At 77.8% G+C, this 15,150-nt stretch carries 1 protein-coding gene; it reads right to left on the reverse strand.

Annotated features, from left to right (window positions below; all coding sequences use genetic code 11):
* Positions 1-51: 51 nt before the first annotated feature.
* The gene (locus HA073_RS23465) at positions 52-14,937 is read right to left on the reverse strand and encodes a type I polyketide synthase (protein WP_166457295.1); all 14,886 of its coding nucleotides are present in this window, start codon (positions 14,935-14,937) and stop codon (positions 52-54) included.
* Positions 14,938-15,150 lie beyond the last annotated feature (213 nt).

The raw sequence follows: 15,150 nt of genomic DNA on the forward strand, positions 1-15,150 counted from the left end.
GTCGGTCGGACACGGGGTCGGCTTGCGGCGGGCGGGGCGGCCGGACGGCCATCAGATGCCGAGTTCGGAGTCGATGAGGTCGAACAGGTCGTCGTCGCTGGCCAGTTCGAGATCGAGGTCGGGATCGCCGCCCGTGCCGGCGCGCATCGTCCGCCACTTGGCGATCAGCACCTCCAGGCGCGACCCGATCTGGTCGTGCAGCTCCGGTTCCACAGTGGCCTCGGTCAGCGAGCGCTCCAGGTTCTCCAGGTCCGCGAGGACCGGCGGGGCCGCCGGTCCGGTGTCCGGCGCCAGCTCGGACACCAGGTACGTGGCCAGCTCGTTCGGATCCGGGTAGTCGAAGATCAGCGTGGCCGGCAGGCGCAGGCCGGTGGCCGTGGTCAGCCGGTTGCGCAGCTCGACGGCGGTCAGCGAGTCGAAGCCGATCTGGCTGAACGCCCGGCCCGGGGTCACCGCCACCCGGCTGCCGTGCCCGAGCACGCTCGCCGCCTGCTCGCGTACCAGGTCGACCACGAGGGTGTGGCGCTCGGGCCCGTCCAGCGCCGCCAGCTCGTCGGCGAGCGTACGCCCGCCGCCGGCCGGGGTGGCCGCCCGCGCCGTCGGCCGCTCCCGGCGCAGCAGCCCGCGCAGCAGCGCCGGGGGCCGCTCGGCCCGCTCGCCGAGCGCGGCGACGTCGATCCTCGTCGGCACCAGCACCGGCTCGGCCAGCCGCAGGCCCGCGTCGAACAGGGCCATCCCCAGCTCGGACGGGATGGCGAGCTGCCCGTCACGGGCGGTGATCCGGGGATCGGTCCGGTCCAGCTTGGCGGTCATCTCGCTGGCCTGCTCCCACAGCCCCCAGGCGAACGACCGGCCCGGCAGCCCCTGCGCACGGCGGGCCAGGGCGAGCGCGTCGAGGAACGCGTTGGCCGCCGCGTAGTTGGCCTGACCGGGGACGCCGAAGACTCCGGCGCCGGAGGAGAAGAGCACGAACCCGGCGAGGTCAAGGTGGCGGGTGAGCTCGTGCAGGTGCCACGCGGCGTCGAGCTTCGGCGCGAAGACCGTGTCGACGCGCTGCGGGGTGAGGGCGGTGACCACCCCGTCGTCGAGCACCCCGGCGAGGTGCACGACGGCGGTCAACGGGTGCCGCTCCGGTACCGCCGCCAGCACCCCGGCGAGGTTGTCGCGGTCGGACACGTCGGCCGCCACCACCGTGGCCTCGGCCCCCAGGGCCCGCAGTTCATCGAGCGCCTCGGTCGCGCCGGGGGCCCGCTCGCCGCGGCGGCTGACCAGCAGCAGCCGCCGTACGCCGTGCGTCTCGACCAGCCGCCGGGCGACCAGCCGGCCCAGGGTCCCGGTGCCGCCGGTCAGCAGCACCGTGCCGTCGGGGTCCCACGCCCGGGGCATGGTGAGCACCACCTTGCCGACGTGCCGGGCCTGGCTGACGTGCCGGAACGCCTCCGGCGCCTGGCGGACGTCCCACACCTGGGTGGGCAGCGGGGTGAGCGTCCCCCGTTCGAAGAGCCCCAGCAGAACGACCAGCATGCGCTGCACCTCGTCGGGCTCCTGCAGGGTCAGGTCGAAGGCGGTGTAGGCCACCCCCGGATGGTCGACGGCGACGCGGGCGGCGTCGCGGATGTCGGTCTTGCCCATCTCGACGAACCGCCCGCCGCGCGGCAGCAGCCGCAGCGAGGCGTCGACGAACTCGCGGGCCAGCGAGTCCAGCACGACGTCCACGCCCCGGCCGCCGGTGGCGTCGGTGAAGCGGGTCTCGAAGTCGAGGGTCCGGGACGAGGCCAGGTGCTCCTCGTCGAGACCGAGCGCGCGCAGAGCGTCCCACTTGGCGGGGCTGGCGGTGGCGTACACCTCGGCCCCGAGGTGGCGGGCGAGCTGCACGGCGGCCATGCCGACGCCGCCGGCCGCCGCGTGCACCAGCACCGACTCGCCCCGGGTGAGCCCGGCCAGGTTGACCAGCCCGTGGTACGCGGTCAGGAAGACCACCGGCACGGACGCGGCCTCGACGTACGACCAGCCGGCCGGCATCGGGGCCAGCAGGCGGCGGTCGGTGACCGCGACGGGTCCGAAGCAGCCCACGAAGACACCGAAGACGCGGTCGCCGGGGCGCAGGTCGGTCACCTCGGCGCCGACCTCGACGACCTCACCGGCGCCCTCGCCGCCGAGCGGGCCCGCGTCGCCCGGGTAGAGACCGAGCGCGTTGAGCACGTCGCGGAAGTTGAGGCCGGCGGCGCGGACGCGGACCCGGACCTCGCGGGGGCCGAGCGCGGCGTCGGCGGCGTCGGTGGCGACCAGGGTGAGGTTCTCCAGGCTGCCGCGCACCGGCGCGTCCAGCCGCCACGCGGCGGCGGGCGGTGCGGGCAGCTCGCCGGCCGACCCGGCCCGCGCCAGCCGCGGCACGTACGCCGCGCCGACCCGGATCGCGGCCTGCGGCTCGTCCGCCGCCAGGAGGGCGGCCACCTCGTCCGGGCCGATCCCGTCGCCGTCGACGTCGACGACGACGATCTGGCCCGGGTTCTCCGACTGGGCGGAGCGCACCAGGCCCCACGCCGCCGCGGCGGCCGGGTCGGTCACCTCGCCGGCGTGGTGCACGGCCACCGCGCCCCGGGTCACCAGCAGCAGCCGCGACGCCGCCCAGCGGGGCTCGGTGAGCCAGCGCCGGACCAGGTCGAGGGCCTGCACGGCGGCATGGCGCGCCGCGCGGGGGGTGGGCTGCGCGGGGTGCGCGCCGAGCGGCACGAGCACCGCCCCGGGCAGGGCCAGTCCGGCGTCCACCGCGTCGGCGAGCCCGTCCAGCCCGTGGTGCAGCGGGAACCCGTCCAGGCCGGGGGCGACGGCCACGGCGTCGACCGGGGTGGCCGTCTCGACGGGCGGCAGCGGCGTCCAGTCGACGCGGAACAGGGCGTCGCGGGTGGCCCGGTCGTCGGTGACGGCCAGCTCGGTGGTGGAGATCGGGCGCATCGTCAGGGCGGCCACCTCGGCCACCGGGGCGCCGGTCGGATCGGCGACGGTCAGCGCGATGGCGTGCGGCCCGACCCGGGTCAGCCGTACCCGCAGGGCGGTGGCCCCGGTGGCGTGCAGGCTGACGCCGTTCCAGGCGAACGGCAGCAGGAGCTGGCCGGCCCCGGCCCCGGCGAGACCGCCGAAGTGCGCGGCGTGCAGGGCGGCGTCGAACAGGGCGGGGTGCAGGCCGTACCGGTCGGCGTCGACCCGCTGGGCCGCCGGCAGCTCCACCTCGGCGTAGACCTCGTCGCCGCCGGTCCACACCGCGCGCAGGCCCTGGAACGCCGGCCCGTACGCGTACCCGTCGGCTTCCAGGCCGGCGTAGAAGCCGGTCAGGTCGACGGGCCGGGTGTCGGGCGGCGGCCAGGCGGTGAGCTGCGGCGACACCGCGGGCTGGTCGGCGCGGAGGGTGGCGCTGGCGTGCCGGGTCCACGGCTGTCCCGCCGGCGCGTCGGCGGGCCGGGAGTGCACGGTCACCGGCCGGCGTCCGTCGCCGGCGCCCGCGCCGACCGCCACCTGCACCTGCGTCGCGCCGTCGGCGGGCAGGGTCAGCGGGGCCTCGATGACCAGCTCGTCGAGGAACGGGTGGCCGACCTCGTCGCCGGCGCGCAGGCAGAACTCCACCAGGCCGGTGCCGGGCACCAGCACGCTGCCGGTGACCCGGTGATCGGCCAGCCACGGCTGCGCGTCGGCCGACAGCCGCCCGGTGAACAGGTGGCCCCTCGTCTCGGCCAGCACGACCGACGCGCCGAGCAGCGGATGACCGGCGGCGTCCAGACCGGCGGCGCCGACGTCGCCGGGGCCGGAGACCGGCCGGGGCCAGTAGCGGCGGTGGGCGAACGCGTACGTGGGCAGGTCGACGCGCCGGCCGCCGGCCAGCGCGGGCCGCCAGTCCACCGCGGCCCCGGACACGTGGAGCTGCGCCAGGGAGAGCAGGAACCGCTCCCGGCCGCCCTGGTCGCGTTGTACCGAGCCGACCACCACGGCATCGCCGTCGTGGTCGGCGAGGGTCTCCTCCACGCCGACGGTGAGCACCGGGTGGGGGCTGCACTCGATGTACGCGTCGTGGCCCTCGGCGGCCAGCGCGCGGATCGCCCGTTCCAGCTCGACGGGCCGGCGCAGGTTGCGGTACCAGTAGTCGGGCCCCATCTCCTCGCCGTCGAGCCAGCGCAGGTCGGTGGTGGAGAACAGCGGCACGGCGGCCGGGCCGGGGGCGATGCCGGCCAGCACCTCGGCCAGCTCGTCGCGGATGCGTTCCACCTGGGCGGAGTGGGAGGCGTAGTCGACGGCGATGCGCCGCACCCGGGCCTGCTCGCCGGCCAGCTCGGCGAGCAGTTCCTCGACCGCCTCCGGCTCGCCGGAGACCACGACGGCGGCCGGCCCGTTCACGGCGGCGACCGAGATCCGCTCACCGAAGCGGGCGATCCGATATCGGACCGTGTCGGCCGGCAGCGCGACGGAGGCCATCGCCCCGTGCCCGGCCAGGGCCCGTAGCGCGCGGCTGCGCAGCGCCACCACCCGGGCCGCGTCGGGCAGGGAGAGCACCCCGGCGACGCAGGCGGCGGCGATCTCGCCCTGGGAGTGGCCGACCACGGCGGCCGGCTGCACGCCGTACGAGCGCCACAGCTCGGCCAGCGACACCATCATCGCGAACAGGGCGGGCTGCACGACGTCGACCTCGTCGAGGCCGGGCGCGCCCGGCGCCTGGCGCAGCACGTCCAGCAGCGACCAGTCCAGGTACGGCCGCAGCGCCGCGTCGCAGGCCGCCATGCGTTCGGCGAACACGGGGGCCTGGTCGAGCAGGTCCAACCCCATGCCGAGCCACTGGGAGCCCTGCCCGGGGAAGACGAAGACGCACCGACCGGTGGGCCGCGCCTCGCCGCGCGTGACCGCCGGGTCGGGCCGGCCCTCGACCAGCGCGTCGAGGGCGTCGGCGACCCGCTGCGCGGACGCGGCTACCAGCACCGCTCGGGAGTCGAAGGCGCCCCGGCTGGTGGCCAGCGACCACGCCACGTCGAGGGGCCGCTGGTCGGGCCGGGCGGCGAGGTGCTCCCGCAGCCGCCGCGCCTGGCCGGCGAGCGCCTGCGGGGTACGCGCCGACAGCAGCCACGGCAGCGCGCGCTCCTGCGGCGGCTCGGATTCGGCGGCCTCCGGCGGCGCCTCGGCGACCGACTCGACGATCACGTGGGCGTTGGTGCCGCTGATGCCGAACGACGAGACGCCGGCGCGCACCGGCCGGTCCGCCGCCGGCCACGGGCGGGCCTCGGTGAGCAGCTGCACCGCTCCCGAGTCCCAGTCGATCCGCGAGCTGCGGCGCTCGGCGTGCAGGGTGCGGGGCAGCCGCCCGTGCCGCATGGCGAGGACCATCTTGAGCACGCCGGCGACGCCGGCCGCGGCCTGGGTGTGCCCGAGGTTCGACTTGACCGAGCCGAGCAGCACCGGCGCGGCGCCGGCCGGGCGCTGCCCGTACGTGGCGAGGATCGCCTCCGCCTCGATGGGATCGCCGAGCGACGTGCCGGTGCCGTGCGCCTCCACCACGTCCACGTCGGCGGCACTCAGCCCGGCGGCGCCCAGCGCGGCCTTGATGACCCGTTCCTGCGACGGCCCGTTCGGGGCGGTCAGCCCGTTCGACGCGCCGTCGGAGTTGACCGCCGAGCCGCGCACGACGGCCAGCACGGGGTGGCCCCGGCGGCGGGCCTCGGAGAGCCGCTCCACCACCAGCATCCCGACGCCCTCGGACATGCCGAAGCCGTCGGCGTCCTCGGCGAACGCCTTGCACCGCCCGTCGGCGGCGAGACCGCGCTGGCGGCTGAAGCCGGTCAGCCCGGCCGGGGTGGACATCACCGACACCCCACCGGCCAGCGCCAGGTCGCAGTCGCCCTGGCGCAGCGCCTGGACGGCCAGGTGCAGCGCCACCAGCGACGCCGAGCAGGCGGTGTCGACGGTGACAGCTGGCCCCTCCAGCCCGAGCGCGTACGCGACCCGGCCGGAGAGGACGCTGCCGGCGGTGCCGGTAAGCAGGTGCCCCTCGTCGGCGGTGACCTCGCCGTCGTCGGAGACGACACCGGGGGCGACCCGGTCGGCGTAGTCCTGCCCGTGGGTGCCGGCGAAGACGCCGGTGCGGCTGCCCCGCAGGGTGGCCGGGTCGATGCCACCGCGTTCCAGCGCCTCCCAGGAGGTCTCCAGCAGCAGCCGGTGCTGCGGATCCATGGCGAGGGCCTCGCGGGGGCTGATGCCGAAGAACTCGGCGTCGAAGTCGGCGATGCCGGGGAGGAACCCGCCGGAGCGCACGTACGTCCGGCCGGGCGTGCCGGGCACCGGGTCGTGGAGGTCGGCCAGCGGCCAGCCCCGGTCGTCGGGCAGGTCGCCGATGACGTCGTCGCCCGCGTCGAGCAGCCGCCACAGCTCCTCCGGGGAGCCGATCCCGCCGGGGAAGCGGCAGGCCATCGCGACGATGGCGACCGGCTCGTCCAGGGCGACGGTGCTCGCGTCGGCGACCTCGGTGGCGGCGGTGCCGAGCAGCCGGGCGTGCAGGTGCGCGGCGAGCAACTCGGGTGTGGGGTGGTTGAACACGGCGTGCGGGGCGAGCCGGACCCCGGTGACGGCGGTGAGCCGGTTGCTCAGCTCGACGGCCATCAGCGAGTCGAAGCCGAGGTCCTTGAACGGGCGACGCGGCTCGACCTGCTCGGGGCCGGTGTGCCCGACCACTGTGGCGCACCGGGCGCGTACGAGGTCCAGCAGCAGTTCGGCGCGCTCGGGCTCGGCGAGTTCGGCCAGCCGGTCGGCGAAGCCCTTCGCGGCGGCGGGCGCGGAGGCGGCGTTGACCGCCCGGCGGGGCGGCGGGGGCAGCAGCGCCCGCAGCAGGGCGGGCACCTCGCCGGAGGTCCGTACGGCGGCCAGGTCGAGCCCGATCGGCACGAGCGCCGGCCGGTCCACGTGCAGGGCGGCGTCGAACAGCGCCAGCCCGGCGGCCGTGTCGAGGGGGCGGGTGCCGCCGCGGGCGAGCCGGGCCAGGTCGGCGGGGCTGAGCCGGCCGGCCATCCCGTCCTCGGCGGCCCACAGCCCCCAGGCCAGGGCGCTCGCCGGCCGGCCCTGGGCACGGCGGTGCGCGGCGAGCGCGTCGAGGAACGCGTTGCCGGCCGCGTAGTTGCCCTGGCCGGGGCTGCCGAAGGTGGCGGCGGCCGAGGAGAAGAGCACGAACGCGGCCAGGTCGAGGCCGGCGGTGAGCTCGTGCAGGTGCCAGGCGCCGTGCACCTTGGCGCGCAGGGTCCGGGCCCAGCGGGTCGGGTCGAGGTCGGTGAGCAGGGCGTCGTCGGTGGCCCCGGCGGCGTGCACGACGGCGACGAGCCGGTCGGCCAGCGGGGCGATGACCTCGGCGAGCGCCGCCCGGTCGGCGACGTCGGCCGCGACCACCCGCACCGTGACACCGGCGTCGGTCAGCGCGGTCGTCCAGTCGCCGGCCCGGCCGCTGCGGCTGACCAGCACCAGTTCGGTGACGCGGTGCGCGGTGGCGAGGTGGGTGGCGACGTGCCGGCCGATCCCGCCGGTGCCGCCGGTGAGGAGCACGGTGCCGCCGGCCAGGGCCGCGAGCGGCGCGCCGGCCGGGGGCCGCTCGACGGGGCGGAGGCGGGGCAGCAGTGCGCGGCCGTCGCGGACGGCCACCTCGGGTTCGTCGTCGGCGGCGGCCAGCGCCGAACGGATGGCGGCGTCGTCGGTGGTGTCGAGGCTGAGCAGGAGGAAACGGTCGGGCTGCTCGGCCTGGGCGACGCGGAGCAGCCCGGCCACGGGGGCGTGCACCGGGTCGCCGTCGCGCACGGCGAGGGCCAGGCGGGTGGTCTCCGCGCGGGGGTCGGCCAGCCAGGTCTGGAGCACGTCGAGCACGGCGAGGCCGACGGCGTGCGCCCGGTCGGGCACCGGCCGGCCCGGCTCGCCGTCGCCGACCCGCAGCACCAGCAGCGGCGGCAGCGGCCCGTCCGGCGGCGTGCCGTCGGCGAGCGTCCAGGAGGGCGCCGGGGTCGCCGGGAACGTGGCGGGCAGCCAGTCGACGGCGTACAGCCCGGCGGGGGTGGTCGCCGGCGCCGGCGGGTCGGCGGGCGGCAGGTCCACCGGCCGCAGCACCACCCGGTCGGCGTCGAGCACGGGCCCGCCCGCGTCGTCGACGGCGCTCAGCGTCACCGCGTCCGCCCCGGCGGGGGCCAGGCAGACGCGCAGCGCGTGCGCCCCGACGGCGTGGCGGCGCACGCCCGCCCACTCGGTGGGCAGCAGCCGGGCGGTGGGCCCGGCGTCGGCGACCGACGCGAAGCCGGCGAGCGGGAGCAGGCGCAGGGCCGCGTCCAGCACCAGCGGGTGCACGCCGTACCGCTCGGCGTCCGGGTCGCGGGCGTCGTCGGGCAGGCGTACGTCGACGTAGAGCCGGTCGGCGGCGACCCACGCGGCACGGGCCAGTTCCCCGGCCGGCGCGCGGTGCGGCGGGGCGCTCAGGTCCACCGGCCGGGCCCCGGCAGGTGGCCAGACGGGGGCGAGGGCGCCCCGGCCGCTCTCCGGGTCGACGGGTGCGAGCAGGGCCTCGGCGACCTCCCGCCAGGGCAGCCCCTCGCCGGCCCGGACGTGACAGTGCGCCACCCGGCGTCCGTGCTCGTCCGGCGCGCCCACGTCGATCTGCACCTCGAGGGTTGCCTCGGCGGGCAGCGGAACCGGCTCGGGCACGCGCAGCCGCCGCACGCTCGGGGCGCCGAGCCGGTCGCCGAGGTGGGTGAGCATGTCCAGCAGGGCGGTGGCGGGCAGCAGCGGCGCCGTGCCGTCGCCGGGCGCGGCCAGCCACGGCGAGGTGGCCGTGGCGATCTGCCCGGTGCAGACCACCTGCCCGGTGCCGGCGACCGCCAGCAGGCCACCGAGCAGCGGATGCCCTGCGTCGGCCAGTCCGGCGCCGACGGGACCGCCGGCGCCGGTGGGAGCGGGCAGCCAGTAGTGCCGGCGCTGGAAGGCGTACGTGGGCAGGTCGACGCGGCGGTGCGGGCCGGGGCCGGCGAGGGCGGCACGGTCCACCGCGACGCCCCGCACGTGCAGCCGCGCCACGGCGGCGAGCAGCGCCTCGGCCTCGCCCGCGGTGCCCCGTACGGCGGGGACGAAGGCCAGCTCGTCGGCCTCGGCGACGAGGCAGTCCTGGGCCATCGCGGTGAGCACACCGGCCGGGCCGATCTCCAGGAAGGTGGTGACGCCCTGCCCGTGCAGGGCCCGTACGCCGTCGTGGAAGCGGACGGTGCCCCGCACGTGCGCCACCCAGTGCTCGGGCGAGCAGAGCCGGGCCGGGTCGACGGGGTGGCCGGTCAGGTTGGACACCACCGGCAGGTGCGGGGTGCGGTACGTGAGGCCGGCCGCGACCGCGCGGAACTCGTCGAGCATCGGGTCCATGCGCGGCGAGTGGAACGCGTGCGACACCCGCAGCCGGCTGGTGCGGCGCCCGGCCGCGCGCAGGGTGTCCGCGACGGCCAGCACCGCGTCGGTGTCGCCGGACAGGACGACGCTGGTGGGGCCGTTGACGGCGGCGAGGCCCACCCGGTCGGTCAGGTGCGCGGCGACCTCGGCCTCGTCGGCCTCGACGGCGACCATCGCGCCCCCGGCGGGCAGCTGCTGCATCAGCCGGGCGCGGGCGGCGACCAGCGCCGCCGCGTCGGCGAGGGAGAACACCCCGGCCACGTGCGCGGCGGCAAGCTCGCCGACGGAGTGGCCGAGCACCGCGTCGGGGCGGACCCCCCAGTGCTCCAGGAGGCGGTAGAGCGCCACCTCGAAGGCGAACAGGCCCGGCTGGGTGTACAGGGTCTCGTCGAGCAGTTCGGCCGGTGCGGTGCCCTCGGCCGCGAGGACGACGTCCGCGACGGGGAGCGGGGCGTGGCCGGCGAGGCAGCGGTCGAGTTCGGCGCAGGCCGCGTCGAAGGCGGCCGCGAAGACGGGGTACGCCGCGTGCAGCTCGTGGCCCATGCCGGCGCGCTGGCCGCCCTGTCCACCGAAGAGCAGGCCGAGTCGGCCGTCGACGACCCGGCCGGTCAGCACGCCCGGCAGGTCCGGGTCCGGTCCGCCGCGGGCCAGCGCGCCGAGCCCGGTCCGGGCGGACTCCGCGTCGCCCACCAGCACCACGGCCCGGTGTTCGAGAGCGGCGCGGGTGGTGGCGAGGGCGTGCCCGGTGTCGGCCGGGTCGGCGTGCGCCCCCGGCCCGTCGAGCCAGGCCAGCAGGCGGGCCGCCTGGTCACGCAGCGCCTCGCCGGAGGCAGCCGCGAGCAGCCACGGTACGGGCGGCCGAGCGGTGGCGGGCGGCGACTGCCGGGCGGCGTCCCCGGCGGCGGTCGGCGGATCGGCGGGGGCCTCGACGATGACGTGGGCGTTGGTGCCGCTGATGCCGAACGACGAGACGCCGGCCCGGCGGGGCCGGCGTACGTCGGGCCACGGGCGGGCCTCGGTGAGCACCTCGACCGCGCCGGCGGACCAGTCCACCTCGGACGTCGGGGCGTCCACGTGCAGGGTGCGCGGCAGTGTCCCGTGCCGCATCGCGAGCACCATCTTGATCACCCCGGCGGCCCCGGCGGCGGCCTGGGTGTGGCCGAGGTTGGACTTCAGCGAGCCCAGCCGCAGCGGTTCGGCGTCACCGCGGCCCACCCCGTACGTGGCGAGCAGCGCCTGCGCCTCGATCGGGTCGCCGAGGGACGTGCCGGTGCCGTGCGCCTCGACGGCGTCCACGTCGGCGGTGGAGAGCCCGGCCGCGTCCAGCGCCCGGCGGATGACCCGCTCCTGGGCGGGCCCGTTGGGGGCGGTCAGCCCGTTGGACGCGCCGTCGGAGTTGACGGCGGAGCCGCGCAGCACGGCGAGGACGGGGTGCCCGTGCCGGCGGGCGTCGGAGAGCCGTTCCAGCAGCAGCACGGCGACGCCCTCGGACCAGCCGGTTCCGTCGGCGCCGTCGGCGAACGCCTTGCACCGGCCGTCCGGGGCGAGCCCGCGCTGCCGGCTGAACTCCACGAACGCCTGCGGGGTGCCCATCACCGCCACGCCGCCGGCCACGGCGAGCGAGCAGTCCCCGGCGCGCAGCGCCTGGGCGGCCAGGTGCAGCGCCACCAGCGACGACGAGCACGCCGTGTCGACGGTGACAGCCGGCCCCTCCAGCCCCAGCGCGTACGCGACCCGGCCGGAGACGACGCTGCCGGCGGTGCCGACGCCGAGGTAGCCCTCGGTGCCGGGCGGCGCCTGGCGCAGGTTCGCGGCGTAGTCGTGGTGCATGACGCCGGTGAAGACGCCCGTGGCGCTGCCGCGCAGCGAGGTGGGGTCGATGCCGGCCCGCTCGAACAGTTCCCAGGACGTCTCCAGCAGCAGCCGCTGCTGCGGGTCCATGGCGAGCGCCTCGCGCGGGCTGATCGCGAACAGGGTGGCGTCGAAGTCCGCGGCGCCGGTGAGGAAGCCGCCCACCCGGGCGTACGAGGTGCCGGGGCGGTCGGGGTCGTCGGAGAACAGGTTCGCCAGGTCCCAGCCCCGGTCCGTGGGGAACTCCGTGAGCCCTTCCCGGCCCTGGTCGACCAGCTCCCACAGCTCCTCGGGGGAGGCGACGCCGCCGGGGAGCCGGCAGGCCATGGCGACGACGGCCACCGGATCGTCCCCAGTGGACGGCGCCACCGCCGGGTCCGTCGTGGGAGCGGCCTGCGCGGCGGCACCGCGCAGCCGGGCGGCGAGGTGCCGGGCGAGGGCCTGGGGGCTGGGCCGGTCGAACGCGGCCGTGGCGGAGAGCCGTACCCCGGTGGCCCGGGCCAGCCGGTCGCGCAACGCGACCGCCGCGACCGAGGTGAAGCCGAGTTCCTTGAAGGCGCGGCCGGGGCGGACCGCGGCCGGGCCGGGCAGCCCGGCCACCTGCGCGGTGGCGGCGCGGACCAGGTCGAGCAGGAGCCGGTCCCCCTCGGCGGTGGTGAGCCCGGCCAGCCGGCGGCGCAGCTCGGCGGCGTCCCGGTCGTCCGTGGCGTCGCCGGGCTCGGCCACGGGCCCGCGCCAGGCGGGGTGCGCGGCGTCGGCGTGGCCCGCCGGGCGGGCGAGCACGACCAGGTCGGCGCCGTCGTGGGCCACGTCGAACGCGGCGAGGTCGGCACGGACGGCCGCCGACGCGGTGCCCGCTGCGGGTCCGGTCGCCGCCGGCCCGCGCTCGGCGGGCGCGGTCGTGCCGACGAGCCGGGCCGGGTGACCGGCGGCCCGGCGGCGGGTGGCCAGGGCGTGCAGGGCGCCGACGGCCGAGGCGGCCCGTTCCCGGCCCGCGGCGCCCAGCAGGAGGGCGGACGGCGCGAGGACGGTGAACGCGGCCCCCGGGTGCCGGCTCGCGGCGTCCAGCGTCGCGGCGAGGCCGAGCAGCCGGGCTGCGGCCTCGGCGTCGGCCAGGTCGTCGTCGCATGGGCAGAGGAAGACGGCGCCGAACGCCTCGTCGCCCGCCCGCTCGGCGGGCAGCGGAACGGCTTCCGCACCGGCGGAGGTGAGTTCGGCGGCCAGGTCCGCCAGGGCCGGGGCGGGCGTCGCGCCAGTGTGCAGCAGCCGCAGCCGGCGGGCGCGGTGCGCGGCGACGAGGTGCCGGGCCAGCGCGGCGCCGGTCGGTCCGTCGGCGCCGGTGACCAGGACGGGGCGCTCCGGGTCGGCCACGGTCGCCGGCCGTCCCGGCACGGTCGCCGGGGCGGGCACGAGGGCCGCGTGCCGGGCCGCCCCGGCCCGCAGGGCGACCTGCGCGGCGCCGGCGTCCACGACGGCGGGCAGCAGGGCGAGCGAGCGGTCCGCGGCGTCGTGGTCGACCAGCACGATCCGGTCCGGGTACGCGGCCTGCAGGCTGCGCCCGACCGCCCAGACGGCGCCGGCCGCCGGATCGGGCCCGGCCCACCCGGCGGCGTCTCCCCCGGCGGCGGCTCCCCCGGCGACGTCTCCCGCAGGGGTCTCGCCTGCGGCGGCGTCTTGCGCGGGGGCGTCGCCCGCGCTGCCGGCACCGCTCGTGCCGGGGCCGTTGGCCGCGTCGCCGGCCGGGCCGGTCAGCAGCATCAGCCGGGTGCCGGCGAAGCGGTCGTCGTCGAGCCAGCCACGCAACCGGTCGGCGAGGTCCGCCGCGTCGGCGTCGGCCGGCCCGGCCAGCAGCACCGTCACGTCGGGCGCGTCGGGAGTCTCGCGCAGGGTGGCCAGATCCCGGTGGGCCCGGAACCGCTCCCCCGGCGACGCCGCGCGCAGCGGCTCCACCAGCGGTTCGCTCCCGGCGCCGACGAGCGCCCAGCGGCGGGCCGGGGCGGCGGCGTCCTGCGCGGCCGCCGGGACGGGCGCCGCCACCGGCGGTACGGCCGCCAGGTCCAGCGGTCGCCAGGCGAGCAGGCTGAGCGCCTCGTGGTGGCTGCCGTTGACCGCCCGCAGCCGGGCCGGCCCGTCGAGCAGGAGCCGGCGGGTGACCTTGCCGGACGCGGTGCGGGGCACCTGCCCGATCTCGTACAGCGCCTCGGGGACCTTGTGGTAGCTGAGCCTCTCCCGGCAGGCCGCGTACCCGGCACGGGGGTCGAAGCCCTCCGGCCCCGGCACCACGAACGCCACCGGCACCTCGCCGAGCACCTCGTGCGGCCGGCCGGTCACCGCCACGTCGGCGACGCCGGGCACCGCGCGCAGCGCCTCCTCCACCTCGCCCGGGTGGATCTTCTCCCCGCCCCGGATGATCAGCTCCTGGTGGCGGCCGGTGACGAAGATGTTGCCGTCGGCGTCGCGGCGGGCCAGGTCGCCGGTGCGGTACCAGCCGTCGCGCAGGGCGGCGGCGGTGACCTCCGGCAGGCCGTGGTAGCCGAGCATGACGCTCGGACCGCTGACCCAGACCTCCCCCTCGGCGCCGGTCGGCACGTCCAGACCCGTCTGCGGGCTGACCAGGCGCACCTCGACGCCGGGCACCGGGCGCCCGCAGGAGCCCTCGACCCGGGGCTGCTCCGGCCGGGTGACGGCGATCGAGCCGCAGGTCTCCGTGCTGCCGTACGCGTCGAGCAGCGGCGCGTCGAAGACCTCGTCGAACGCCCGCCGCAGCGCGCCGGTGGTGATCGCCCCGCCGACCAGGCAGACCCGCAGGGCCGGGGCGCGGAAGCCGGTCTCCCGGGCGGCGGTGACCAGGTGGTGGTACATGGCCGGCACACCGGCGAGCACTGTGGCCTCGTCCTCGTCGACCGCGCGCAGCACGTCGTCGGCGGAGAAGCCGTCGATGAGCCGGGCCGTGGCCCCGACCGCCGTCACGCTGAGCACGCACCCGATGTGCGAGAGGCTGTGGAACAGCGGCAGTGGCCAGACCACCCGGTCGGCGGCGGTGAGCCCGGGGATCGGCACGTAACAGGCGGCGACCGACCAGAGGCAGGTGCGCTGGGTGGAAAGGACACCCTTGGGCCGGCCGGTGGTGCCGGAGGTGTAGAGCATCCAGGCCACCTCGTCGAGGCCCAGGTCGTCGCGGGCCCCCACGGACGGCTCGGTGTCGACCAGGTCGCGCCAGGCGACGACCCCGTCCGGAACCGGGTCGTCCCCGGTGACCACGATCCGCAGGGCCGGCCGGCCGGTACGCAGCCGCAGCATCTGGTCGAGGTGACGCGGGTCGGTGACCACCAGCACCGCGCCGGAGTCGTCCAGCAGATGGGCCAGTTCCGCGTCGGTGCTGTGCGGATTCACCGGCACGCCGACCGCGGCGGCCCGCGTGACGGCCAGCCAGGTCTCCACCGTCTCCACCCGGTTGCCGAGGCAGAAGGCCACCCGGTCGCCCCGGGCGACCCCGGCCGCCGCCAGGTGACCGGCCAGCCGACGGGTCCGCGCCGCCAGATCGGCGTATCCGACCGCCCGGCGGTCGTCGCGGAATGCGACCTTGTTCCCCGACCTGGCGGCGTGCGCCTCGATCAGATCGGACAACGGCTGGATCAGGTCGCTCCGAAGCATGTCACCACATCCATCCGTCGGCGAGACTCCTCATCCGCGGCGTAGACCTCGCTCGCCGTAGCGGCCCAAGTCTTCCGAGCACCCTGCCGGTGTCCTACCCCTGTCACCCCCTAAGTCGTCCCCAGTTCGGAGCGCCGATCGGGTGGTGGAACGGGCCCGCAGGCCGATGATGGGGCGACCCCCGCGGACCGTCGAATCCCGTGCTCCACCCGC

The sequence above is a fragment of the Micromonospora sp. CMU55-4 genome, assembly GCF_011602315.1.
Classification (GTDB): Bacteria; Actinomycetota; Actinomycetes; order Mycobacteriales; family Micromonosporaceae; genus Micromonospora; species Micromonospora chalcea.

What these genes read in the sequence shown, in the direction of transcription:
- HA073_RS23465 (WP_166457295.1), bottom strand. Translation starts at nt 14,937, where the DNA reads ATGCTTCGGAGCGACCTGATCCAGCCGTTGTCCGATCTGATCGAGGCG.